The 22,650-nt window shown below is 61.4% G+C and carries 24 protein-coding genes; 9 read left to right on the top strand and 15 right to left on the bottom strand.

Annotated features, from left to right (window positions below; all coding sequences use genetic code 11):
• Nucleotides 1-43: 43 nt before the first annotated feature.
• The 4 genes from arcC to arcD (HBR93_RS00215) form a co-directional block, all read right to left on the bottom strand.
• Nucleotides 44-973: a carbamate kinase gene (arcC, locus tag HBR93_RS00230; protein ID WP_057439999.1), complete on the bottom strand. Its 930-nt coding sequence runs from the start codon at nucleotides 971-973 to the stop codon at nucleotides 44-46.
• Between the two features lie 194 nt (nucleotides 974-1,167).
• Nucleotides 1,168-2,178 (bottom strand): ornithine carbamoyltransferase, encoded by a 1,011-nt coding sequence (locus HBR93_RS00225; protein ID WP_029296316.1) that lies wholly within the window; start codon nucleotides 2,176-2,178, stop codon nucleotides 1,168-1,170.
• Nucleotides 2,179-2,248: 70 nt separating this feature from the next.
• Complete coding sequence (gene arcA, locus HBR93_RS00220; protein WP_115128819.1) at nucleotides 2,249-3,505, bottom strand: arginine deiminase; 1,257 nt, start codon at nucleotides 3,503-3,505, stop codon at nucleotides 2,249-2,251.
• A gap of 34 nt (nucleotides 3,506-3,539) precedes the next feature.
• Entirely contained in the window at nucleotides 3,540-4,967 is a 1,428-nt protein-coding gene (arcD, locus tag HBR93_RS00215; protein ID WP_057439997.1) for an arginine-ornithine antiporter, read from the bottom strand.
• Between the two features lie 441 nt (nucleotides 4,968-5,408).
• On the opposite strand from arcD (HBR93_RS00215), the gene arcD (HBR93_RS00210) reads away from it, so the two are divergent.
• Nucleotides 5,409-6,836 (top strand): arginine-ornithine antiporter, encoded by a 1,428-nt coding sequence (gene arcD, locus HBR93_RS00210; RefSeq protein ID WP_057439996.1) that lies wholly within the window; start codon nucleotides 5,409-5,411, stop codon nucleotides 6,834-6,836.
• Between the two features lie 120 nt (nucleotides 6,837-6,956).
• Here arcD (HBR93_RS00210) and HBR93_RS00205 read toward each other — a convergent pair whose 3' ends face one another.
• From HBR93_RS00205 to HBR93_RS00175, 7 genes are all read right to left on the bottom strand, one after another.
• Complete coding sequence (locus HBR93_RS00205) at nucleotides 6,957-8,306, bottom strand: CoA transferase (RefSeq protein WP_169959661.1); 1,350 nt, start codon at nucleotides 8,304-8,306, stop codon at nucleotides 6,957-6,959.
• 40 nt (nucleotides 8,307-8,346) lie between these two features.
• Nucleotides 8,347-9,690 carry a HAMP domain-containing sensor histidine kinase gene (locus HBR93_RS00200; RefSeq protein ID WP_115128817.1) on the bottom strand — a complete coding sequence of 448 codons (1,344 nt, stop codon included), beginning with the start codon at nucleotides 9,688-9,690 and terminating at the stop codon, nucleotides 8,347-8,349.
• Between the two features lie 64 nt (nucleotides 9,691-9,754).
• Nucleotides 9,755-10,216 carry an LTXXQ domain protein gene (locus HBR93_RS00195; RefSeq protein ID WP_057439995.1) on the bottom strand — a complete coding sequence of 154 codons (462 nt, stop codon included), beginning with the start codon at nucleotides 10,214-10,216 and terminating at the stop codon, nucleotides 9,755-9,757.
• 159 nt (nucleotides 10,217-10,375) lie between these two features.
• Complete coding sequence (locus tag HBR93_RS00190; protein WP_057960506.1) at nucleotides 10,376-11,053, bottom strand: response regulator transcription factor; 678 nt, start codon at nucleotides 11,051-11,053, stop codon at nucleotides 10,376-10,378.
• A gap of 7 nt (nucleotides 11,054-11,060) precedes the next feature.
• Entirely contained in the window at nucleotides 11,061-11,468 is a 408-nt protein-coding gene (locus HBR93_RS00185) for a hypothetical protein (RefSeq protein ID WP_057439993.1), read from the bottom strand.
• A 106-nt stretch (nucleotides 11,469-11,574) separates the two neighbouring features.
• Nucleotides 11,575-11,874: a YciI family protein gene (locus HBR93_RS00180; RefSeq protein WP_057439992.1), complete on the bottom strand. Its 300-nt coding sequence runs from the start codon at nucleotides 11,872-11,874 to the stop codon at nucleotides 11,575-11,577.
• 1 nt (nucleotide 11,875) lies between these two features.
• Nucleotides 11,876-12,472, bottom strand: a complete 597-nt coding sequence (locus HBR93_RS00175) for a septation protein A (RefSeq protein ID WP_057960504.1) — start codon at nucleotides 12,470-12,472, stop codon at nucleotides 11,876-11,878.
• Between the two features lie 87 nt (nucleotides 12,473-12,559).
• On the opposite strand from HBR93_RS00175, the gene HBR93_RS00170 reads away from it, so the two are divergent.
• The 8 genes from HBR93_RS00170 (at nucleotide 12,560) to arfB (ending at nucleotide 20,052) form a co-directional block, all read left to right on the top strand.
• The gene (locus HBR93_RS00170) at nucleotides 12,560-13,423 is read left to right on the top strand and encodes a PHP domain-containing protein (RefSeq protein WP_057960503.1); all 864 of its coding nucleotides are present in this window, start codon (nucleotides 12,560-12,562) and stop codon (nucleotides 13,421-13,423) included.
• Nucleotides 13,424-13,436: 13 nt separating this feature from the next.
• Nucleotides 13,437-14,066, top strand: a complete 630-nt coding sequence (locus tag HBR93_RS00165; protein ID WP_057439989.1) for an L-threonylcarbamoyladenylate synthase — start codon at nucleotides 13,437-13,439, stop codon at nucleotides 14,064-14,066.
• 120 nt (nucleotides 14,067-14,186) lie between these two features.
• Nucleotides 14,187-14,885 carry a ScpA family protein gene (locus HBR93_RS00160; RefSeq protein ID WP_169851199.1) on the top strand — a complete coding sequence of 233 codons (699 nt, stop codon included), beginning with the start codon at nucleotides 14,187-14,189 and terminating at the stop codon, nucleotides 14,883-14,885.
• A gap of 12 nt (nucleotides 14,886-14,897) precedes the next feature.
• Nucleotides 14,898-15,818 carry an SMC-Scp complex subunit ScpB gene (gene scpB, locus HBR93_RS00155; RefSeq protein WP_169959660.1) on the top strand — a complete coding sequence of 307 codons (921 nt, stop codon included), beginning with the start codon at nucleotides 14,898-14,900 and terminating at the stop codon, nucleotides 15,816-15,818.
• A 130-nt stretch (nucleotides 15,819-15,948) separates the two neighbouring features.
• The gene (locus HBR93_RS00150) at nucleotides 15,949-16,140 is read left to right on the top strand and encodes a DUF1289 domain-containing protein (RefSeq protein WP_169959659.1); all 192 of its coding nucleotides are present in this window, start codon (nucleotides 15,949-15,951) and stop codon (nucleotides 16,138-16,140) included.
• 143 nt (nucleotides 16,141-16,283) lie between these two features.
• Nucleotides 16,284-17,522, top strand: coding sequence for a 23S rRNA pseudouridine(2605) synthase RluB (rluB, locus tag HBR93_RS00145; RefSeq protein ID WP_057960500.1), 1,239 nt, complete (start codon nucleotides 16,284-16,286; stop codon nucleotides 17,520-17,522).
• A 637-nt stretch (nucleotides 17,523-18,159) separates the two neighbouring features.
• Complete coding sequence (locus tag HBR93_RS00140; protein ID WP_057439985.1) at nucleotides 18,160-19,581, top strand: amino acid permease; 1,422 nt, start codon at nucleotides 18,160-18,162, stop codon at nucleotides 19,579-19,581.
• A gap of 57 nt (nucleotides 19,582-19,638) precedes the next feature.
• Nucleotides 19,639-20,052 carry an alternative ribosome rescue aminoacyl-tRNA hydrolase ArfB gene (gene arfB, locus HBR93_RS00135; protein WP_057439984.1) on the top strand — a complete coding sequence of 138 codons (414 nt, stop codon included), beginning with the start codon at nucleotides 19,639-19,641 and terminating at the stop codon, nucleotides 20,050-20,052.
• Here arfB and HBR93_RS00130 read toward each other — a convergent pair.
• The 4 genes from HBR93_RS00130 to HBR93_RS00120 all read right to left on the bottom strand — a co-directional run bounded on the left by HBR93_RS00130 (nucleotide 20,049) and on the right by HBR93_RS00120 (nucleotide 22,643).
• Nucleotides 20,049-21,248: an MFS transporter gene (locus HBR93_RS00130; protein ID WP_057960499.1), complete on the bottom strand. Its 1,200-nt coding sequence runs from the start codon at nucleotides 21,246-21,248 to the stop codon at nucleotides 20,049-20,051. The two genes, arfB and HBR93_RS00130, sit on opposite strands and share 4 nt — an antisense overlap.
• Nucleotides 21,249-21,515: 267 nt before the next feature.
• Nucleotides 21,516-21,698: a hypothetical protein gene (locus HBR93_RS00125; protein ID WP_115128812.1), complete on the bottom strand. Its 183-nt coding sequence runs from the start codon at nucleotides 21,696-21,698 to the stop codon at nucleotides 21,516-21,518.
• Nucleotides 21,699-21,772: 74 nt separating this feature from the next.
• Nucleotides 21,773-21,901, bottom strand: a complete 129-nt coding sequence (locus HBR93_RS26835; protein ID WP_258558642.1) for a hypothetical protein — start codon at nucleotides 21,899-21,901, stop codon at nucleotides 21,773-21,775.
• 151 nt (nucleotides 21,902-22,052) lie between these two features.
• Nucleotides 22,053-22,643 (bottom strand): hypothetical protein, encoded by a 591-nt coding sequence (locus HBR93_RS00120; protein ID WP_057960497.1) that lies wholly within the window; start codon nucleotides 22,641-22,643, stop codon nucleotides 22,053-22,055.
• Nucleotides 22,644-22,650 lie beyond the last annotated feature (7 nt).

Raw genomic sequence — 22,650 nt, 5'->3', positions numbered from 1 at the left:
AGGCATTGGAGAAGGGCGGCTGCAACAGCCGCCCGGGGTGTATTTATAAGTAGGTGATGCCAGGTTTTGCCGTGCTGATACGGGTACCGGCGGTGCCCTGGACGATCGCTTCGATGTCCGAGAGTGAACCGATCACTGCGGTTTTGCCAGTGTTGCGGGCGAACTCGCAGGCGGCCTGGACCTTGGGCCCCATGGAGCCGGCGGCGAAGCCGAGTGTTTCCATGTCGTCGGGGTGGGCCTGGGCGATAGCCTTTTGCGTCGGCTTGCCGAAGTCGATAAAGGCGGCGTTGACGTCGGTGGCGATCACCAGCAGGTCTGCTTCCAGTTGCTGGGCCAGCAGCGAGGAACACAGGTCTTTGTCGATCACGGCCTCGATGCCCTTGAGCTTGCCGTTCTCGTCATACATGGTCGGGATGCCGCCGCCGCCGGCACAGATCACGATGCTGCTCTTTTCCAGCAGCCACTTGATCGGGCGGATCTCAAAGATGCGTTTGGGCCGTGGGCTGGCCACTACCCGGCGGTATTTATCGCCATCAGGGGCAATCGCCCAGCCTTTTTCGGCGGCCAGTTTTTCCGCTTCGGCTTTGGAGTAGACCGGGCCGATCGGCTTGGTCGGGTTCTGGAAGGCCGGGTCGTTGGCGTCCACTTCAACCTGGGTCAGCAGGGTGGCGAATGGCACCTCAAAGTCCAGCAGGTTGCCCAGTTCCTGTTCGATGATGTAGCCGATCATGCCTTCGGTTTCGGCACCCAGCACGTCCAGCGGGTAGGGCGAGACCTGGGTGTAGGCGGCGGCTTGCAGGGACAGCAGGCCGACTTGCGGCCCATTGCCGTGGGCGATCACCAACTCGTTGCCGGGGTGGATCTTGGCAATCTGTTCGGTGGCGATCCGGATATTGGCGCGTTGGTTGTCCGCAGTCATGGGTTCACCACGGCGGAGCAGGGCGTTACCGCCCAGAGCAACGACGATACGCATAGCGGTTGTCCTTTTAGAGTGCGGCTTTGTGAACACCGGACAAAATGTCGGAGCTGGCTTTATGTGGGAGCTGGCTTGCCTGCGATGGCATCACCTCAATATGCCTGGCAGACCGAGGTGACTGCATCGCGGGCAAGGCCGCATAAAGCCCGCTCCCACATTGACCGTGTTACATCAGTGGGAGCGGTGTTGGATTACAAGTCAGCCAGCGTCGAAACCAGGATCGCCTTGATGGTGTGCATGCGATTTTCCGCTTGCTCGAAGGCGATGCAGGCTGGGGACTCGAACACGTCGTCGGTCACTTCGATGCCGTTGGCCAGGTGCGGATACTGCTCGGCAATCTGTTTGCCGATCTTGGTATCGCTGTTATGGAACGCCGGCAGGCAGTGCATGAACTTGGTGCGTGGGTTGCCGGTGGCTTTCATCAGTTGGGCATTGACCTGGTACGGCAGCAGTTGCTCGATACGCTCGGCCCAGGCTTCCACTGGCTCGCCCATGGAGACCCAGACGTCAGTGTGGATAAAGTCCACGCCCTTGACCGCCGCTTTCGGGTCTTCGGTGAGGGTAATGCGTGCACCGCTTTCTTCCGCGTATTTTTTGCAGCGACCGACCAGGTCATCGTGGGGCCACAGGGCTTTGGGTGCGCAGATGCGTACGTCCATGCCCAGTTTGGCGCCGACCAGCAGCAGCGAGTTGCCCATGTTGTTACGGGCGTCGCCCAGGTAGGCGTAGCTGATGTCGTGGATCGGCTTGTCAGCGTGTTCACGCATGGTCAGCACGTCGGCGATCATCTGGGTTGGGTGGTACTCGTCGGTCAGGCCGTTGAACACCGGTACCCCGGCAAATTTCGCCAGTTCTTCGACGATTTCCTGCTTGAAGCCACGGTATTCGATGGCGTCGTACATGCGCCCGAGTACGCGGGCGGTGTCTTTCATGCTTTCTTTGTGGCCGATCTGCGACGAGTTCGGGTCGATATAGGTGACGTTGGCGCCCTGGTCATAGGCTGCGACTTCGAAGGCACATCGGGTGCGGGTCGAGGTTTTCTCGAAGATCAGCGCGATGTTGTTGCCTTTGAGGTGCTGCTGCTCGGTGCCGGTGTACTTGGCGCGCTTGAGGTCGCGGGACAGGTCCAGCAGGTAGCGCAGCTCGCGCGGGGTGTGGTGTTCCAGGCTCAGCAGGTTACGGTTGTGGATGTTGAACGCCATGATGATTCTCCTTGGATTCGGTAATCGGCCCGGTCGGCATCGGGTAGGTGCCGACCGGGGAGACGGTCGTTTAGTAGTCGATAGGATCGCGGATGATTGGGCAGGTCATGCAGTGGCCACCGCCACGGCCGCGGCCCAGTTCACCGGCACTGATAGTGATGACTTCCACACCGGCCTTGCGCAGCAGGGTGTTGGTGTAGGTGTTGCGGTCGTAACCGATCACCACGCCAGGCTCTACCGCTACCACGTTGTTGCCGTCATCCCACTGTTCGCGTTCGGCGGCGAAGCTGTTGCCGCCGGTTTCCACTACGCGCAGGGTCTTGAGGCCAAGGGCTGCGGCCACGGTGTCGAGGAAGTTGGTTTTCTCCCGTTGGATATCAATGCCGTGGGGCTTGCTTTCGTCAGGGCGCAGGGTGAAAGGAACGATCTGGCTTACCACTTCGGGGAAGACGGTGACCAGGTCGCGGTCGCAGAAGCTGAACACGGTGTCCAGGTGCATCGCGGCGCGGGATTTCGGCAGGCCGGCAACGATGACTTTTTCCACGGCCTTGTTCTTGAACAGGTTGCGCGCCAGTTGGCCGATGGCCTGGTGGGACGAGCGCTCGCCCATACCGATCAAGACTACGCCGTTGCCAATTGGCATCACGTCGCCGCCTTCCAGGGTGGCTGCACCGTGTTGCAGGTCAGGGTCGCCGTACCAGATCTGGAAGTCGGCGTTGGTGAACTCGGGGTGGAACTTGTAGATGGCGGTGGTCAGCAGGGTTTCCTGACGTCGCGCCGGCCAGTACATCGGGTTGAGCGTTACGCCACCGTAGATCCAGCAGGTGGTGTCGCGGGTGAACTGGGTGTTGGGCAGCGGCGGCAGGATAAAGCTTGAGTGGCCGAGGAAGTCGCGGAACATCTCGATGGTCTTGCCACCAAAGCTGCTCGGCAGGTCATCGGCCGACACGCCACCGATCAGGAACTCGGCGATCTTGCGCGGCTCCAGGCTGCGCAGCCAGGAACCGACTTCATCGGCCAGGCCCAGGCCAACTGTATCGGCAGTGATCTTGCGCTCCAGGATCCAGTCCAGGGCTGCGGGGATGGCAACAATGTCGGTCAGCAGGTTGTGCATTTCCAGCACATCAATATCGCGTTCGCGCATCTTGGTGACGAAGTCGAAATGGTCCCGCTTGGCCTGGGCAACCCAGAGCACGTCATCGAACAACAGTTCGTCGCAATTGTTGGGGGTCAGCCGCTGATGGGCCAGACCTGGGGAACACACCATGACTTTGCGCAGTTTGCCGGCTTCGGAATGTACGCCGTACTTAACTTTTTCCGTGGTCATTACAGATCCTCCAGTGAACATAAAGATTCAGGTGTTACAGGGTCAGGAAGCCGTCGTAGAGCCCATAGGCCGCCACCAGGGCGCCAATGACCACTGCGGCGAAAATCAGCTTCTCGACGTTGGTGAAAATCGGTTTGCCCAGTTCACGCTTGGCTTTGGCGAACAGGATCGCGCCAGGGGCGTAGAGCAGGGCGGACAGCAGCAGGTACTTGGTGCCACCGGCATACAGCAGCCAGACCGCGTAGATCAGGGCGACGGCGCCGATAAACAGGTCTTTCTTGCGCTCGGCCAGGGCCGCCTCGTAGGTCTCGCCGCGCACTGCCAGCAGCAGCGCGTAGGCCGCCGACCACAGGTAGGGCACCAGGATCATCGAGGTGGCGAGGTAGATCAGCGACAGGTAGGTGCTGGCGGAAAACAGGGTGATCACCAGGAAGACCTGGACCATGGCATTGGTCAGCCACAGGGCGTTGACCGGCACATGGTTGGCGTTTTCCTTACGCAGGAACTCCGGCATGGTGTGGTCTTTGGCAGCGGCGAACATGATCTCTGCACACAGCAGCACCCACGACAGCAGCGCACCCAGCAGCGAGATGATCAAGCCGACGCTGATCAGCACCGCGCCCCAGTGGCCGACCACATGCTCCAGCACGGCGGCCATCGACGGGTTCTGCAGCTTGGCCAGTTCCGGTTGGGTCATGATGCCCAGGGACAGCACGTTCACCAGCATCAGGAACAGCAGCACGGTGATAAAACCGATGACGGTGGCCTTGCCCACGTCCGAGCGTTTTTCGGCACGGGACGAGAAGATGCTCGCGCCTTCGATACCGATAAATACCCAGACGGTGACCAGCATCATGTTGCGCACCTGGTTCATCACGCTGCCCAGGTCGGGGTTTTTCAGGCCCCAGATATCAGCGGTGAAGATGTCCAGCTTGAACGCGAACAGCGCGATCAATACAAACAGCACCAGCGGTACGATCTTGGCGACGGTGGTCACCAGGTTGATAAACGCCGCCTCCTTGATCCCGCGCAATACCAGAAAATGCACGGCCCACAACAGCACCGAGGCGCCGATCACTGCCGCCGGGGTGTTGCCTTCGCCGAAGATGGGGAAGAAGTAGCCCAGGGTGCTGAACAGCAACACGAAGTAGCCGACGTTGCCCAGCCAGGCACTGATCCAGTAGCCCCAGGCTGACGAGAAACCCATGTAGTCGCCAAAACCGGCCTTGGCGTAGGCGTACACGCCGCCGTCCAGGTCAGGTTTGCGATTGGCCAGGGTCTGGAATACAAAGGCCAGGGTCAACATACCCACGGCAGTGATAACCCAACCAATCAACACCGCACCGACATCGGCGCTGGCGGCCATGTTCTGTGGCAACGAGAAGATCCCGCCGCCAATCATTGAGCCCACAACAAGAGCAACAAGGGCGCCTAATCGAAGTTTTCCGGGAGATTCAGACATTGCGTGACTCCAATGCAGGAGAAGAGAGACCACAGAATAAAACTGTGCGCTATTCAAATAGCTGACTTAGATCACTTCATTGGCACATTCCATTGTGAATTAAAGACTTATGAATAAATGCTACAGGCGTATAATTGCCCGGATATGCTCATTTCAGAGCATCTCTCCGTTCGGGTTAATCCTTTTGTGCGCAAGACGTGGACGCTTGAAGCTAGCCCGTTTTCGCAGATGTGCAAACTTTTTCAGAGGCTTTGCCAAATACCTCCCATGGATAAAAGACAAGCCGTATTTAAATTCTAAATTTACCTAAACTCGACTAATTGAAATGTCATTAAGTTATGAGGCGAGCAGTTTTATTCGCTATAGCTAATAAACATTGATTGATTTCGATAAATTAGCTGAGTGCAGCGCTCAATAACTGTTTTATCTGCAGGAGTTTCTATGTCGCAACCGGCACAAAAGCTGCGTCTCAGTGCCCTGGTGGCATTGGTGGTGGGCTCGATGATTGGCGGCGGAATCTTCTCGTTGCCACAGAACATGGCTGCGCGGGCCGAGGTAGGGGCGATCCTGATCGGTTGGGGGATCACTGCCATTGGCATGTTGACCCTCGCGTTCGTGTTCCAGACCCTGGCCAACCGCAAGCCCAACCTCGACTCCGGGGTGTATGCCTACGCCAAGGCGGGGTTTGGCGACTACATGGGTTTCTCGTCAGCCTGGGGCTACTGGATCAGTGCCTGGATGGGCAACGTCGGCTATTTCGTGTTGCTGTTCAGCACCCTGGGCTATTTTTTTCCGGTGTTCGGCCAGGGCAACACGCCGGTGGCGATCGGTTGCGCGTCGTTGCTGCTGTGGGCTGTGCATTTTCTGGTGATGCGCGGGATCAAGGAGGCAGCGTTTATCAACCAGGTCACCACCGTGGCCAAGATCGTACCGCTGCTGATGTTTATCGTGATCGCCGCCGTGGCCTTCAAGGCGGATGTATTCACCCGGGATATCTGGGGCCTGGGCAACCCGCAGTTCGGTGGGGTGATGGACCAGGTGCGCAATATGATGCTGGTCACCGTGTTTGTGTTTATCGGTATCGAAGGGGCCAGCGTGTACTCGGCGCGCGCGGAAAAACGCTCGGACGTGGGCCGCGCCACGGTGATCGGGTTTGTCGGAGTGCTGGCCCTGCTGGTGCTGGTCAACGTGCTGTCCCTGGGGATCATGAGCCAGCCCGAGTTGGCCAACTTGCAGAACCCCTCACTGGCGGGCGTGCTGGAACATATCGTCGGCCCCTGGGGCGCAATGTTGATCAGCATCGGCCTGGCGGTGTCGCTGCTGGGGGCGTTGCTGTCATGGGCCTTGCTGTGTGCCGAGATTCTCTACGCCACTGCCCATGACAAGACCATGCCGGCCTTCCTGAAAAAGGAAAATGCCAACCGCGTGCCGGTCAATGCGTTGTGGCTGACCAATGTGATGATCCAGCTGTTCCTGGTGATCACGCTGTTTTCGGCCAGCACTTACACCACGTTGATCTACCTGGCGTCGTCGATGATCCTCGTGCCGTATTTATGGTCGGCGGCCTATGCCGTGTTGTTGTGCGGGCGCGGAGAAACCTACGAAGAAGCCCATGGCCAGCGGCTCAAGGACCTGCTGGTCGGCGTGATTGCCCTGGGCTATGCGGTGTGGCTGCTGTATGCCGGGGGCTTGAAATACCTGCTGCTGTCGGCGTTGCTGTATGCACCTGGGGTGATTCTGTTTGCCCAGGCCAAGCGCGAGCAGGGCCAGCCGCTGTTTACCTTGCTGGAAAAGGGGATTTTCAGTTGCGTGATTGCCGGGGCGAGCCTGGCGGCGTATGGGTTGTATAGCGGGGTGCTGACCCTGTGAGCATGACGCTTGGTTGATTGTGCTGGGGAGGGCCTTATCGCGGGCAAGCCCGCTCCCGCAGTTGATCGTGTACCCGGTCAACTGTGGGAGCCGGGCTTGCCCGCGATAACCATTTCAAGGTCACCACCGTGCCCGATGCGCGCCCAATTCCCCAGCCGGCAAATCCCACTGCAGCGGTGTCCCGGCAAGAGTGACCGGCGCCAGCAACCGATGCGCCGGCCCCCAGGCCGTCTGCTCCACCAGCAGCCCCTGATCACTCGGTTCTTCTTCACGCAACGCTGGCTGCTTCACGTCTTGTCCCGCCTCGATCAACAATTTCGCCGTACGCGCCAGCGACAGCCGGGCCGACCCCCCATGCCCGCTGCTTAAACGCTCGGCCAAGGCCCGTATCGCACTGGCCGCCATCAGGTAACCGGTGGCATGGTCCAGCGCCTGCACCGGCAGCGGCACGGGTTTATCCGCCTGCTTCCATTGCATGCCGGTGTGGGCGATGCCGCTGCTCATCTGCACCAGGCTGTCGAAGCCCCGGCGATTGCGCCACGGGCCGCTCCAGCCGTAGGCGTTGAGGCTGACGTCGATCAGGCCGGGGGCGAGTTGCTGCAGTGCGCTCGCGTTGTAACCCAGCTGCTCCAGTGCATCGGCCCGATAACCGTGAAACAGAATGTCGGCATCCTTGAGCAAACCTTCGAACAATTGCCGGTCGTCGGTGTTTTTAAGGTCCAGGCGCGCGCAGCGTTTGCCCAGGGTCATTTCCGGCACGACCCCTGGTTCGTTCCAGGTGGGGGAGTCGATGCGTAATACGTCGGCGCCAAGCCCTGCGAGAAAACGGCTGGCCACAGGACCGGCCAGAACGCGGGTCAGGTCCAGTACCTTGACCCCCGCCAACGGGCGCGCCACGTTGCCCTGCCAGGTGGTGTTGCCGGCTGCCTCGAAGCGCTCCCATGCCACCAACGGTTCCTGATGGACCGCCAACCCTTGGGGATGAGCCTGCCACTGCTGCCAGGTGCGCATCTGCGCGGCGCAGCCGGCCTCATCGACAATCGCCTGCTCAAGCTCGGCGGCGTTCCAGGAGGCGACCTTGAGCGCCATCGCCGCCCGATCCGCGACCTGCCCCAGTACACGCTCGGCAGCTGCGCGGTGGTGGGGGGCGTTGGTGTGCAGACGAATCCAGCCGTCAGCGCAGGCGTAGTCGCCGGCAATCGGATCCCACAGCGGCGGCACGCTCCAGCCCAGTGGGCGCAGGGAGCTGGAGAACCAGAAGGAGGCCAGGCGCGGGTCGACGCAGACCAGGGGCAGACGCCCGGTTTGTTGTTCCAGCAGCCGGGCTATGGCCTGACCTGCAGCCCCGATGCTGGCGCAGGCCAGCTCGGTGACAGCGAAGGTTGACGGCAGGGCGCCGGCTTCAGTGGTCGCCAGCGGCGTGGGCGGCAGATCGAGTGCACGCTGAATCGAGGTGAGCAGATCAGTCATCAAAGGCCCTCCATAAGAGAGGGGCCATCATAGAAGATCTTCAGGGGTGTGCTGCAATCCCCGGCTGCAAAGGCAAGTCCAGGGTGGCGATAAATCCGCCCTCGGGGTGATTGGCCAGGCTCAAGCTGCCGCCATGACGTTCGGCGGCCCGGCGGGCGATGGCCAGGCCCAGCCCATGACCTTGGGCGGTTTGCCCGGGGGCGCGGTAAAACGGCTCGCCCAGTTTTTGCAGGTGTTCGGCCTCCACGCCCGGGCCGTGGTCGCGCACGCTGATCACAATGCGTTCGCCTTGGCGCTGGGCCTGGACTTCAATCGGCTGGGTGGGAGGGTTGAAGCGCTGGGCATTACGCAACAGGTTGTCCAGCGCCCGCTCGATCATATGGGGCCAGCCCTTGAGTTGCAGCGCCGGCTCGGCTTGCAGTTGCACCAGCTGCTCCGGGGCGCCGAGCTGGGCGTCCTTTTGCAGGGTCTTGAGCAGGGCGTTGAGGTCGATGTCTTCGGCGCTCGCGTTGTCGGCGTCGACCCGCGCCAGCACCAGGATCTCGCTGATCAAGGCTTCCAGGCGATCACATTCCAGGGTCAGGCGCGGCCAGAGCTTCTCCCGGGCTTCGGGCGTGGCCCGTTCCGCCAGGGCCAGGGCGATCCGCAGGCGCGCCAGGGGCGAGCGCAGTTCGTGGGACACATCGCGCAGCAATTGCCGCTGGCTGCCGATCAGGCTTTGCAGGCGAGCGCCCATGCGGTTGAAGTCGGTGGCCAGTACGCCAAATTCATCACGTCGGTCGGCCAGGCGCGCCAGGCTGTTTTGCTGGTACGTGGTCTGGCCCAGGTCATGCACTGCACCGCGCAGACGGCTGAGGGGGCGAGTGATGGACAGGGTCACCAGCAGGCTGAACAGGGTCAGCACCACCAACGCAATCGCCAGGGCACTCAAGGGCCAGAGCAGGCTGCTGCGGTGCCAGGCATCCAGTTCCGGCAGGGCGATGCGGTAGATCAGCAGGTAGGTATCGCCGGTTTTTTCACTGGTGTACTCGGCCGTCAGGCGGCGCCACGGTAGCCGGCCCTCATGGCTCTCATGCTGGCGGGCTTCGAAGGCGGCGGCGCGGCGAGGAAAGGTGCCACGCACCACCGGGTCGCCGCTCTCGTTGAGCACCTGCACATCGACGTGGTACTGGCGTTTGCGCTGTTGCAACAAATCCTGGGCGGCGTCCTCGCCCTGGGTTTCATAACGCTGGGTCCATTCTTCGGCCAGGTTGTTGAGGCCGGGATGGCGGCTGAGAATCCAGGCGTCCTGGTTGAGCATATGCCCAAGCAGGATCGACAGTCCGGCAACCAGGGCGATAGCCAGCCAGAAACTGGCAAGGATGCGCCAGAAGAGTGAACGCACAGGAAACCCTCAAACAGGAAAAGCCCAGCGGCACGGGCCACTGGGCTGGGAGGTTGCTAACGCATTATTGCGCTTTTTGCGGTTGTTGCGCTTTCCAGGCCTGGAACTGCTGCCACTCGGCTTGACGCTCGGCGCGCTTCTTCGCCATTTCGTCGAACTTCTTCTGCTGGTCAGGCTTGAGCAGGGCGCGGATATCCGCCTGGGTTTTCTGCTTGGCGGCGGCCATTTCGTCCTTCATGGCCTTCTGGTCAGCGGCCGGGAGTTTGTCCAGGTACTTCTTGACCAGTTGTTGGCGGCCTTCCCGTTGTTCGCCCATCAGTTTGCCGATCTGCTGGCGCTGCTCGCGGGTCAGGTCCAGTTGGCTGAACGGGCCGCCTTTGCCGCGCATGCCGTGTTCACCGCCGTGGCCCGGGCCACCCATCATGTGGCCTTCAGGGCCGCCCATCGGGCCATGGCCTTCTGGCATGGCCATGGCGACGGTCGGCAGGGCTGCGGCGAACATCAGAGCGATAAGGGTCTTGCGCATGGTGTTTCTCCTTGTCTCGGTTCCGGTGAGTCCGGATGTGAGTAGATTACGAAGATCAAGGTCAGCGGCGGTCAGGGAAGGGTAAAGCTTGGGTAAAGACGGATTGGACGGGGGCTTACAAACCTGTAGGTGCCGGCTTGCCGGCTCCTGCAGGGGATGTCAGAGGCTGTAGTAGTAGCCACGGCTGCGCAATGCAACGATCCGCGGGCGGCCGTCGGCATGCGGGCCGATTTTCTTGCGCAGGTTGCTGACGTGCATGTCCAGGCTGCGGTCATACAAGGTCAGCTTGCGCCCCAGGGCGATCTGCGCCAGCTCCTGCTTGTCCAGGGGCTCGCCCGGCTGGCGCAGCAAGGCTTCCAGCAGGCGGCTTTCGGACAGGGTGAGGGTCAGTTCCTGATGGTCGATGATCACCACACCACGCACTGGGCTGAAGCACAGGTCGCCCAGTTCCAGCTGGGTCGACACCGCCGTCGGGTGGCTGCGGCGCAGTACCGCCCGTAGGCGTGCGGTCAGTTCGCGGGGGTCGCAGGGCTTGGCCAGGTAGTCATCGGCACCCAGTTCCAGGCCGAGGATCCGGTCCAGGGGCTCGCCCCGGGCCGAGAGCATCAGTACCGGCAGCTCCGGGTGGTCGGCGCGCAATTGCTTGAGCAACTCCAGGCCGCTGCCGTCGGGCAGCATCACATCCAGCACCACCGCCGCCGGCGCGGCTTCGGCCAGGGCTTTGCGCGCGCTCACGCCGTCATGGCAAGCGCGCACCTGGAAACCTTCCTGGCTCAACCAACTGGTCAGCAGCTCACAAAGCTCCTGGTCATCATCTATCAGTAACAGCTCGCTCATGACTCACTCAATTTAGCCATTGTCGACGGCGCCGATGCCCGCCACTGGCGAAGATACCGCACAGCAGGGCGACCAGCGCAACTCCCGCACCAATCACAAACCACTGCTGCTGGTCAGTGAGCCAGCGTGGCAGGGCGCCACCTTGTGCTTCCTTGAGTTGCTGGGCCAGGCGCTGATTGTCCTGGCGCAGCCGGCTCAGTTGCGCACTCTCGCGGGCAGCATCGGCAGTCTGCAATTGTTTGCTCAGCTCTTCGCGCAGGCGTTCGCTTTCTTTCAAGCGTTGCTGCAACTCGGTGATCTGGCTGCCGGCACTCAAGGACAGGGGCGTGGAACTGCCGGTGTTCGAGGTTTCTTCAGCCTGGGCCGTAGCCCCGATCGTTAACACTGCCAACAGACACAACTGACGTAAGCGCATCGGAACTCCTGATTCCACACGAATATTCAGAACGTTGTCGGCAGGTTACCGAGAATAATGAGCGATTAGGCGTTTGCCGAGCCCAATAGGTTCAGCACCACCGGGATCAGGGCAGGACTTGTTTGAACGGTTTGACCACGACATCGGCATAGGCGCCGGCCGCCACATACGGATCGGCCTTGGCCCAGGCCTGGGCATCGGCCAGGGAGGCGAACTCGGCGATGATCAGGCTGCCGGTGAAGCCAGCGTCCCCCGGATCATTGCTGTCGACCGCCGGGTGCGGGCCGGCGATCACCAAGCGCCCCTCGGCCTGTAGCGCCTTGAGGCGTTCCACGTGGGCCGGGCGAACGGACAGGCGTTTTTCCAGGGAGTTGGCGACGTCGGTGGCGATGATGGCGTAGAGCATGTCAGTCCTCGGTTTTTGGCGTGGTGGGGTCGGTGTCATGCAGATGGCGCGACAGGTAGATACCCTGGGCAACCAGGAACACCACGGTCATGCCCAGGCTGCCGAACACCTTGAAGTCGACCCAGTAGCTCTGGAAGGTAAAGGCCACGAACAGGTTGGCCGCACCACAGAACAGGAAAAAACCGATCCAGGCGATATTCAGGCGGGTCCAGATCGGCTCCGGCAGGCTCAGGGCGTGGCCCATGATCCGCTTGATCAGCAGGCGATCACCAATGAAGTGGCTACCGATAAAGGCCAGGGCAAACAGCCAGTTGACCACCGGGGCTTTCCATTTCAGGAAGGTCTCGCTGTGGAAGGCCAGGGTCAGGCCGCCAAAGACCAGGCAGGCGATCAGGGTCAGCCACTGGCTTTTTTCCAGCTTGCGCTGGGAGATGAAGATCGCGCCGTAGACCACCAGGGAGCTGATGATCAGCACCGCCGTGGCGCTGTAGATGCCGCCGAACGACAGCTCATGGCCGCCGATATCAAGGACCCGTGGATCGGTTTTGAAAACGATGAAGAACAGCAACAGCGGGATGAAGTCGATGAATTGTTTCACAGTAAGAGCCAGAAGCTGGATGTGGCGGCATAATAACAAACATCCTTGGTAGCGAAAGCGCCAGCTGACTTGAGGTTACACACTTCCGTGAATGTTGATTTGCACTGCCACAGCACGGCCTCCGACGGCGCCCTGGCGCCCGCGGTACTGGTTGCGCGTGCGTTTGAAAAAGGCGTGCGAGTCCTGTCGCTGACTGACCACGACACCCTCGAAGGCCTGGAAGAGGCGCGTAGTGCCGCCACGGCCCTGGGGATGCATCTGGTCAATGGCGTCGAATTGTCCTGCACCTGGGGCGGCGCGACCATTCATGTCCTGGGCTACGGTTTTGACGTCACGGCCCCGCCATTGGTGGCGGCCATTGCCAATTTGCACGATGGCCGCTGGCTGCGGTCCGAAGAAATAAGCCGCAAACTGGCGCTCAAGGGAATGCCCAACGCGCTGGAGGGCGCCCGAGCGATCCAGCAGGAGCTGGGCGACAGCGGCAACGCGCCGGCCCGTCCGCATTTTGCCGACTGGATGGTGCGTGAAGGGTTCGTCAAGGACCGCGCCGAAGCGTTCCGCAAATGGCTGGGCGCCGGGAAGCTGGGGGACGTCAAGCTGCACTGGCCGACTCTGGAGGACACGGTTGCCACGTTGCGTGCTTCCGGGGCCTGGGTCAGCCTGGCGCACCCCTGGCATTACGATTTTACCCGCAGCAAGCGTCGCAAGCTGATAGGCGACTATATTCAAGCGGGTGGCCACGCCATCGAAGTGGTCAATGGGCATCAACCCGCCGAACAGGTTGGCAGCCTGGCGATTCTTGCCCGTGAATTTGGTCTGCTGGTCAGTGCCGGCAGTGATTTCCATGGCCCAGGCGGCTGGTCGGAGATCGGCGAATATCGCCCGGTCCCGGAAGACTTGCCGCTCCTGTGGGGGCGATTCAAGCATGACCCCATTACCGCCACCGTCTGAACAGGTAGAGAACGTGAGTCAATTTTTCCAGATTCACCCGGAAAACCCGCAAGCGCGGCTGATCAAGCAGGCCGTGGAGATCATTCGAGGCGGCGGCGTGGTGATCTACCCCACGGATTCCTCCTACGCCATCGGTTGCCAGATCGGCGACAAGAACGCCGTGGAGCGCGTAAGACGCCTGCGCGAACTGGACAAGAATCACAACTTTGCGCTGATCTGCAGCGACCTGTCGCAATTGGGCCTGTTCGCCAAAGTCGATACCGGCACTTTCCGCCTGCTCAAGGCCCATACGCCGGGGCCGTACACCTTTATTCTGAATGCCACCCGCGAGGTGCCGCGCCTGTTGCTGCACCCGAAAAAGCGCACCATTGGCCTGCGGGTGCCGGAGCACCCCATTGCCCTGGCGCTGCTGGCCGAGTTGGGTGAGCCGCTGATGAGCGTGTCGTTGATCATGCCCGGCGACACTGAGCCGCTGGAAGATCCCTATGAAATGCGCCAGCTCCTGGAAAAGCACGTAGACCTGATCATCGACGGCGGGTACGGCGGCAACAAGGCGTCCACCGTGATCAACCTGGCCGACGGCGAGCCGGAGGTGATCCGTGTGGGTTGTGGCGATCCGGCACCGTTCCTGGTCGAGGCCTGAATGTCGGCCGTGGAAACCGTCGACAGTCAGGCCGGCGCCCAGCAGGAGCTGCCATTTGCCATGGTCTACGGCCAGGCGGTCATGGAAATGCCCCTGGACCTGTATATCCCGCCGGATGCCCTGGAAGTGTTCCTTGAGGCCTTCGAGGGTCCGCTGGACTTGCTGCTGTACCTGATCCGCAAGCAGAACATCAATATCCTCGATATCCCTGTGGCGGAAATTACCCGCCAGTACATGGGCTATGTCGAGTTGATGCAATCGGTGCGCCTGGAGCTGGCCGCCGAGTACCTGGTGATGGCGGCGATGCTGGCGGAGATCAAGTCGCGCATGCTGCTGCCGCGTTCCGAGACAATCGAAGCCGAAGAGGACGATCCCCGCGCCGAGCTGATCCGCCGCCTGCAGGAATACGAGCGCTTCAAGGCTGCCGCCGAAGGCATTGATGGCTTGAGCCGCGTGGGCCGTGACGTAGTGGTGCCCAAGCTCGATGCCCCGGAAGCCCGGGCGCGCAAATTATTGCCGGATGTGAGCCTGGAAGAACTGTTGATGTCCATGGCCGAGGTGCTGCGCCGTGGCGATATGTTTGAAAGCCACCAGGTCAGCCGCGAAGCCTTGTCCACCCGCGAGCGTATGAGCGATGTGCTGGAGCGCCTCAAGGGCGGCGGCTTTGTGCCGTTTGTCGAGCTGTTTACCGCCGAAGAAGGGCGCCTGGGCGTGGTGGTGACCTTTATGGCGATCCTCGAGCTGGTCAAGGAATCCTTGGTCGAGCTGGTGCAGAATGAGCCTTTTGCGGCTATCCACGTGCGGGCGCGAGCCGAATAACGAGCTGAATTGATGAATCTGACTGAACCTCGCGAACTGGCACCGCTGTTGGAAGCCTTCCTCTTGGCCTCGGGCAAGCCGCAATCGCTGGAACGCCTGTTTGAACTGTTTGAAGAGGCCGAGCGCCCGGAACCGCCGGTGTTCAAGAAGGCCCTGGAAATCCTGCGCAAATCCTGTGACGGCCGCGCTTTTGAACTGCGCGAAGTGGCCTCGGGCTATCGCTTGCAGATCCGTGAGAAGTTTTCGCCGTGGGTGGGGCGCCTGTGGGAAGAGCGCCCGCAACGGTATTCCCGGGCGATGCTGGAAACCATGGCGCTGATTGCCTATCGCCAGCCCATCACCCGTGGCGAGATCGAAGACGTGCGCGGCGTGGCGGTGAACAGCCATATCGTCAAGACGCTGCTGGAGCGCGAGTGGATCCGTATCGTCGGCTACCGCGACGTACCCGGCAAACCCGCGATGTTCGCCACCACCAAGGTGTTTCTCGATCACTTCAACCTGAAGAACCTCGACGACCTGCCGCCCTTGGTCGAGCTGCGCGAGATCGAGGCCGAACCGGTGCTCGATTTCGACGATGCCCCGGTGCCGCCCGGCTTGCAGGAGCTGGCTGATGCCAGCGCCGAGCCGGAAGAGCCGAAGGACGAGACCAGTTTCCACACCTTGCTGCTGGAGCTGGACGATATGGAGCAGGGGATCAAGACCGACTTTGATGACTTGCTGCGTGATGGGGCGGTGGCGCCTGAGTCTGAGCCTGAGCTTGAGGTAAACGTGGAAGCGGCTCCCGAGGAGGATATCCTCGGCGTGGCCGCGGCCCGCGAAAAACTGCTGGCCGCCGTCGCCGCCCTGGAACAACCCGAGTTGAGCGAAGAAGAAGCCGAAGCCCGGGCACTGGCCGAAGCCATCGAAAACGAACGCCGCGAATTCGAAGACTGACCTAGAAGCAAATGTGGGAGCGGGCTTGCTCGCGATTGCGGAGTGTCAGCCACTGGATATATGACTGATCTACCGCAATCGCGAGCAAGCCCGCCCCCACATTGGATCTTCTGCACCAGGGAGAATGTATATGAGCTCCACCAAAGCCCCCTGCATCAGCCTCTGCAAGTTCAGCGACGATATCTGCGTCGGCTGTGGGCGCAGCAAGCGTGAGATCCGGGCCTGGAAGAAGCTCGACAAGGTCGACAAGCGCGCGGTGCTGGCCGAAGCCGAGCTGCGGCTGATCGCCCTGGGTGCCACCGGTCGGCGGAAAAGCAAATGAGCCGGCCCATATCGACTAGTCTCTGATGCGCAATGCGCGCCATGAGCGTATGATTCGCGACCCTTCGGCGATGCGTTCGCCCAAGACAACAGTTTCAATACCTTCAGGCCACGCCTGAATCGACACACCGGGAGGTGCTTAAGATGAAAGACCAAGACCAGAACGACAGCCAGGAAATCGGCCCAGCCGGCGAGAAACTGCAAAAAGTCCTCGCCCGCATCGGCGTCGGCTCGCGCCGCGACGTAGAAGCCTGGATCACCCAGAAGCGCATCAAGGTCAATGGCGTCGAAGCCACCCTGGGCCAGCGCGTCGACCTGCATGATGCGATCACCATTGATGGCAAGGTCATCAAGCGTGAAGAGGCCGCCGAATCGGTGCGCCGCGTGATCATGTACAACAAGCCCGACGGCGAGATCTGCACCCGTGACGACCCGGAAGGCCGTCCAACCGTGTTCGACAAGATGCCCAAGCCTAAAGAAGGCCGTTGGATCAACATCGGCCGCCTGGACATCAACACCACCGGCTTGCTGATGTTCACCACCGACGGTGAACTGGCCAACCGCCTGATGCACCCGTCCTACGAGATGGACCGTGAGTACGCGGTACGTGTACGGGGTGAAGTCGATGACGAGATGATCGAACGCCTCAAGGCTGGCGTGGTGCTGGAAGACGGCCCGGCCAAGTTCACCGACATCAAGCAGGCCCCCGGTGGCGAAGGTTTCAACCACTGGTACCACTGCGTGGTGATGGAAGGGCGTAACCGTGAAGTACGTCGCCTGTGGGAATCCCAGGGCCTGGTGGTCAGCCGCCTGAAGCGCGTGCGTTTCGGCCCGGTGTTCCTCAACTCGGACCTGCCGATGGGTCGCTGGCGCGAAATGAGCCAGTACGAAGTCGACATCCTCAGTGCTGAAGTGGGCCTGACCCCTGTGGCCATGCCGCAGATGAATGCCAAGAGCAAAGACAAGCTGGAGCGCATGCAGCGTAAATCGTCGCGCCCGGTGGCACGTACCGAACGCGTTGCGCGCACCTTGCGCCCGGCGCTGGATGCTCCGGCCACAGGCGGTCGTATTTCCCGTCAGCCGCAGATCGAGGGCGATCGTCGTCCATCGGCTCCAGCCCGTCAGGATGGCGAGCGTGCACCGCGTACCCCGCGGCCTGCCGGTCGTGGCGAAGCACCAACGGGCGGTCGCAGCAACCGTGGCGATACCGGCCGTGGTGCTCCGCAGACTGATCGCCCAGCCGAAGGTGCCAAGCGTCCAGCCAAGCCCGCGCCGAAAAAGCGCCCAGGGCTCAAACTGGTCGCGGACGAGCCGTCGGGCAAGCGCCGTGGCGCACCGGCAGGTTCCGGCCAGCGTCCGGGGTTTGGGCGTAAGAAGCCTTAAGAGCAGCAGCAAGCTTTAAGCTTCAAGCTGTAAGAAAAAGCGTCAACCTGCGGGTTGGCGTTTTTTTTTGCACGCTGTGTGGCGAGCGGGTTTGCCCGCGTTGGGCTGCGCAGCAGCCCCACACTCAGCTGTCTCGGTCTGCCTGGTTGACTGGGTTGTTCTTTCAAGAGACTGCTGCGCAGTCCAACGCGGGCAAGCCCGCTCGCCACGGGGGAGTCGGTGGGGTGTCAGGAATGGCTTCCGCAATGTAACGATTATTTTACGACTGGGCCGAGCCTACGCAGGGCGTGCTCTTGATGAACTTTCTGTGTAAAGAAAATCTTCCATTTGACGAACAATCTCTCCCGCAACCCTCCCTAGCGGATTGAGCGGTGTACAATGCGCCGCGTTTTACTGTGACCCCCCCTTGCGTACCCACGCAAAAGGCCTTCAAGGCTAGCTGCCTTGTTAACTCCGCCCGGCCATAAGCCGGACGGGTTCGATTTCGTCACAGATAAAAACAAACAGGTGACGCATGACCGTTAGAAAGACGCTGGACTCCTGGTGTTTGCGCTGGGGTTTGATCGGCGCTGCTTGAGTCGGTTTCAAAGCAGCATCGTGTATTGAACATCATCAAACCTTGCGTGAGACCCTTTTCATGAGTGGACCCAACTCGCATTCAGGCGAACTGAAGCGCGGCCTGAAAAATCGTCATATTCAATTGATCGCCCTTGGTGGCGCGATCGGTACCGGCCTGTTCCTGGGCTCGGCGGGGGTGCTGAAGTCAGCCGGCCCGTCGATGATCCTCGGCTATGCCATCTGCGGTTTCATTGCCTTTATGATCATGCGCCAGTTGGGCGAAATGATCGTCGAAGAGCCAGTGGCCGGTTCCTTCAGCCATTTTGCCCACAAGTACTGGGGCGGTTTCGCAGGCTTCTTGTCGGGCTGGAACTGCTGGATCCTCTATATCCTGGTGGGCATGTCGGAGCTGACGGCGGTCGGCAAGTATGTGCATTACTGGTGGCCGGAGATTCCGACCTGGGTCTCGGCGGCGGCCTTTTTCGTGCTGATCAATGTGATCAACCTGGCCAACGTCAAAGTGTTTGGCGAAGCCGAGTTCTGGTTTGCGATTATCAAGGTGGTGGCGATTATCGGCATGATCGCCCTGGGCAGCTATCTGCTGGTCAGCGGCACCGGGGGGCCCCAGGCGTCGGTGACCAACCTGTGGGAACACGGCGGGTTCTTCCCCCATGGTGTCGGCGGCCTGGTGATGGCCATGGCAATCATCATGTTCTCCTTTGGCGGCCTGGAAATGCTCGGTTTTACCGCCGCTGAAGCGGACCAGCCACGCACCGTGATCCCCAAGGCGATCAATCAGGTGATCTACCGCATCCTGATTTTCTACATTGGCGCCCTGGTAGTGCTGCTGTCGCTGACGCCGTGGGACAGCCTGCTGGTGACCCTGAATGCTTCCGGCGATGCCTATAGCGGCAGCCCGTTCGTGCAGGTGTTCTCGATGCTGGGCAGCAACACCGCCGCGCATATCCTCAACTTCGTGGTGCTGACGGCGGCGCTGTCGGTGTACAACAGCGGCACCTACTGCAACAGCCGCATGCTGCTGGGCATGGCCGAGCAAGGCGACGCCCCGGCGGCGTTGGCGAAGATCGACAAGCGCGGCGTGCCGGTGCGTTCGATCCTGGCCTCGGCGGCCGTCACCCTGGTGGCGGTGTTGATGAACTACTGGATCCCGCAACACGCCCTGGAACTGCTGATGTCCCTGGTGGTGGCCACGTTGGTGATCAACTGGGCGATGATCAGCTTCTCGCACTTCAAGTTCCGCCAGCACATGAACCGCACCGGTCAGGTGCCGCTGTTCAAGGCGCTGTGGTACCCCTATGGCAACTACGTGTGCCTGGCGTTTGTGGTGTTTATCCTGGGGGTCATGTTGTTGATTCCGGGGATTCAGGTCTCGGTGTATGCGATTCCTGTCTGGCTGGCCTTTATGTGGGTGTGCTATGTGCTCAAGAACAAGCGCAAGGCTCAGGCTGACGTGAGTGCTGTATCCTCGCTGAACCCCTAGCCCACCGCGTAGGGGCCGGCAACCCGGCCTCTACCCTCGCTTACGGACCCGCTTTCGATGTTGGTGATCTCCAGTAACGTGCACCTGCCCGATGCCGAAATCGAGTTGACGGCCATCCGCGCCCAGGGCGCTGGCGGGCAGAACGTCAACAAGGTCTCCAGCGCCGTGCATTTGCGCTTCGATATCGGCGCTTCGTCGCTGCCGCCGTTCTACAAGGAACGCTTGCTGGCACTGCGTGACAGTCGGATTACCAGCGACGGCGTGTTGATCCTCAAGGCCCAGCAATACCGGACCCAGGAACAGAACCGCGCCGATGCCCTGGAGCGCCTGGTGGAGTTGATCCTCAGCGCGACCAAGGTCGAGAAAAAACGCCGCCCGACCAAGCCCACCCTGGGCTCGAAAAAGCGTCGCCTGGAATCCAAGACCAAGCGCGGCAGCATCAAGGCCGGGCGCGGCAAGGTGGATTTCTAGCCGGCGTTACGTTCGTCGCGGTATTTGGGGGCCTGGCGATACAGGTACAGGCTCAGCAGCAGCCCGGCGAAGGCCGCCAGCGCGGCAAACAAAAAGATCGAGGCAAAGCCGAAACCCGCCGCAATCGCCCCGGCCAGCGGCCCGGTGATACCCAATGACAAGTCGATAAACAACGAATAGGCCCCTACCGCCGCGCCACGGCTGGAGGCGGGTACCAGGTTGACCGCTTCAACCCCCAGCGCGGGGAACACCAGGGAAAACCCGAAACCGCTCAAGGCCGCGCCCGCCAGGGCCAGCTCGGCGCTCGGGGCCAGCCATAACAGCAGCAGGCCGAGGGTTTCCACCGACAGGCAGGCAATCGCCACGCGAAACCCGCCGATACGGTTGATCAGGTTGCCGAACAGCAACCGCGCCCCGATAAAGCTGGCGCCGAACAGGCTCAGGCACAGCACTGCGTTATCCCAGTTGCGGGTCGCGTAATACAGGGTGATAAACGTGGCGATGGTGCCAAAACCGATGGAACCCAGGGCCAGCCCGCAGCCGTGGGGCAGCACGCGGCCGAGCACATGCATAAAGGGTAGACGCTCGCCGACCACAATGGGCGCCGCGACTTTCGGCCAGGCCAGCAACAGGCCCAGCACCGCCAGGGCAATAATGCTGGCACCCATGCTCCACAGCCCGAACCGACTGACCAGCAGCACCCCCAGCGGGGCGCCAATCGCCAGGGCGCCATAGCTGGCAATGCCGTTCCAGGAGATGACCTTGGCGGTATTCACCGCGCCGACCCGGCCGATGCCCCAGCCAATGGAGCCTGAACCCACCAGGCTTTCGGCACTGCCCAGCACCAGCCGGCCAATCAACAGGCTGGCCAGGCTCAGGGCCGGCAGGTGGGTCAGGGCGGCGGATGCCAGCATGAACACCCCACTCAAGCCGCAACCGGCCAGGCCGTACATCACCGCGCGCTTGCTGCCGCGGTTGTCGATGATGCGCCCGGCGTAGGGCCGGCTCAGTAGGGTGGCCAGGTACTGCACGCTGATCACCAGGCCCGCGATCACGGCGCCAAAGCCCAGGTCGCTGTGGACATAGCCCGGCAATACGGCCAGGGGGATGCCGATATTCAGGTAGCCGATAAAGGTGAACAGCACGATGGAAACGACTTGCAGCGTGACCGCCATGGGGCGCTGGGTATCTGGCATGGGAAAGATCCACTGTCGCGGCAGGAAAAGATAGGTTGCTTATGATACCGGTGCTTTACGCTGCCAGAAAATCATTCACCACGGCAACTGTGGCAAAGGGGCTTACTGTGACCAGAGGGCTTGTGGTGGCTAGGGGGCTTGCTGTGGCGAGGGGGCTTGCCCCCGTCGGGTGGCGTAGCCGCCCCAAAACCAGCCACCTCGGTTTACCTGACAGGGGGGCTGCTGCGCAGCCCAACGGGGGCAAGCCCCCTCGCCACAGGATAAAAATCAGGGGGTTTCGGGGTCGAGCATGCGCGTGGTCACCAGCGCGGCCAGGGCGTTTTCCTGGGTGCCAAAGCGCTTGAGCAGCAGCGCCTGTTTTTCCGGGCTGAGGCGGCTCCAGACGTCGACCATTTGCAAGGCAGCGCCGAGTAACGCTTCATCGGGGGAATTGTGGGGGGTATCGGGCATGTGGCGTGTCTCTTGATTCAGGCGGTGTGGAAAGCGCGCAATGTCACGCTTTCCACACGGTCTGGGTGCTGCGGTCAGTCGTCGCTATCGCTGTCGACCGGTGTTGCCTGTGCCGGCGCTTGTTTGTCACTGCCGGCCTGTTGCGGGGTTGGCTGCTCAGTCTCGTGCAGGCTTGGGAAGGGGAGATTGGGAATCTCGTGCATCGTCGTCGCTCCTCGCAAGGTCTGTTGTGCAATTGCAGATGTGCCACGCTTTTCACAAAGCCTGGGCAGGATACAGCACTGCAAATGACAAAAAGACTTTTATCTCGCCAAATGCGCAAACCTTCATCTACCCGGCGCAAGTGACAAGAGGTCACAGGCTGGCCTGGCGTTCCATGGCAGCTTTGTAGAGCGAGTTTTTCGGCTGGGCAAAGACCCGCGCCAGCATCGGTTCGAAAAAACTCAGGGGTAGGGTGGCATAGGCGGGGTCGAACGCCGCCGCGTCATACAGTGCGCAGAACTCGATGGTTTGCTCGTACTGCGGGTGTTCGCCAAATTGCTCGCGCAGGTGGCGATCCATACCCAGATGATGAAAGAAATAGTAACCCTGGAAAATCCCGTGCTTTTCCACCATCCACAGGTTCTGCGGGCTGACGAACGGCTTGAGGATGGCGGCGGCAATGTCCGGGTGATTGTAGGAACCCAGGGTGTCGCCGATGTCATGGAGCAGCGCGCAGACCACATATTCTTCGTCGCGGCCATCGTGCCAGGCGCGGCTGGCGGTTTGCAGGGAATGGGTCAGGCGGTCCACCGGGAAACCGCCGAAGTCACCTTCCAGCAGGCGCAGGTGCGCGAGGATCCGTCCGGGCAGTTGGCGGGCGTAGGCACTGAAGTCGGCAGCGATGATTGCCCAGTCTTCCTGGGTGCCGTCCTGCATATGGGTAAAGCGGGCCTGTTGGCTCATCGACATG

Origin of the sequence: Pseudomonas sp. WS 5411 (assembly GCF_012985595.1) — a bacterium.
In the GTDB taxonomy this organism is placed as follows: domain Bacteria; phylum Pseudomonadota; class Gammaproteobacteria; order Pseudomonadales; family Pseudomonadaceae; genus Aquipseudomonas; species Aquipseudomonas shahriarae.
Note: the sequence above shows the minus strand (reverse complement) of the source record. Positions and strands in the feature narration are given on the sequence as shown.

What these genes read in the sequence shown, in the direction of transcription:
- HBR93_RS00225 (WP_029296316.1), bottom strand. Translation starts at nt 2,178, where the DNA reads ATGGCGTTCAACATCCACAACCGTAACCTGCTGAGCCTGGAACACCAC.
- HBR93_RS00120 (WP_057960497.1), bottom strand. Translation starts at nt 22,643, where the DNA reads ATGAGCCAACAGGCCCGCTTTACCCATATGCAGGACGGCACCCAGGAA.
- HBR93_RS00195 (WP_057439995.1), bottom strand. Translation starts at nt 10,216, where the DNA reads ATGCGCAAGACCCTTATCGCTCTGATGTTCGCCGCAGCCCTGCCGACC.
- arcD (WP_057439997.1), bottom strand. Translation starts at nt 4,967, where the DNA reads ATGTCTGAATCTCCCGGAAAACTTCGATTAGGCGCCCTTGTTGCTCTT.
- HBR93_RS00125 (WP_115128812.1), bottom strand. Translation starts at nt 21,698, where the DNA reads ATGCCCGATACCCCCCACAATTCCCCCGATGAAGCGTTACTCGGCGCT.
- arcC (WP_057439999.1), bottom strand. Translation starts at nt 973, where the DNA reads ATGCGTATCGTCGTTGCTCTGGGCGGTAACGCCCTGCTCCGCCGTGGT.
- HBR93_RS00185 (WP_057439993.1), bottom strand. Translation starts at nt 11,468, where the DNA reads ATGCGCTTACGTCAGTTGTGTCTGTTGGCAGTGTTAACGATCGGGGCT.
- HBR93_RS00140 (WP_057439985.1), top strand. Translation starts at nt 18,160, where the DNA reads ATGAGTGGACCCAACTCGCATTCAGGCGAACTGAAGCGCGGCCTGAAA.
- arcA (WP_115128819.1), bottom strand. Translation starts at nt 3,505, where the DNA reads ATGACCACGGAAAAAGTTAAGTACGGCGTACATTCCGAAGCCGGCAAA.
- HBR93_RS00205 (WP_169959661.1), bottom strand. Translation starts at nt 8,306, where the DNA reads ATGACTGATCTGCTCACCTCGATTCAGCGTGCACTCGATCTGCCGCCC.
- HBR93_RS00150 (WP_169959659.1), top strand. Translation starts at nt 15,949, where the DNA reads ATGAGCTCCACCAAAGCCCCCTGCATCAGCCTCTGCAAGTTCAGCGAC.
- HBR93_RS26835 (WP_258558642.1), bottom strand. Translation starts at nt 21,901, where the DNA reads ATGCACGAGATTCCCAATCTCCCCTTCCCAAGCCTGCACGAGACTGAG.
- arcD (WP_057439996.1), top strand. Translation starts at nt 5,409, where the DNA reads ATGTCGCAACCGGCACAAAAGCTGCGTCTCAGTGCCCTGGTGGCATTG.
- rluB (WP_057960500.1), top strand. Translation starts at nt 16,284, where the DNA reads ATGAAAGACCAAGACCAGAACGACAGCCAGGAAATCGGCCCAGCCGGC.
- HBR93_RS00130 (WP_057960499.1), bottom strand. Translation starts at nt 21,248, where the DNA reads ATGCCAGATACCCAGCGCCCCATGGCGGTCACGCTGCAAGTCGTTTCC.
- arfB (WP_057439984.1), top strand. Translation starts at nt 19,639, where the DNA reads ATGTTGGTGATCTCCAGTAACGTGCACCTGCCCGATGCCGAAATCGAG.
- HBR93_RS00190 (WP_057960506.1), bottom strand. Translation starts at nt 11,053, where the DNA reads ATGAGCGAGCTGTTACTGATAGATGATGACCAGGAGCTTTGTGAGCTG.
- HBR93_RS00180 (WP_057439992.1), bottom strand. Translation starts at nt 11,874, where the DNA reads ATGCTCTACGCCATCATCGCCACCGACGTCGCCAACTCCCTGGAAAAA.
- scpB (WP_169959660.1), top strand. Translation starts at nt 14,898, where the DNA reads ATGAATCTGACTGAACCTCGCGAACTGGCACCGCTGTTGGAAGCCTTC.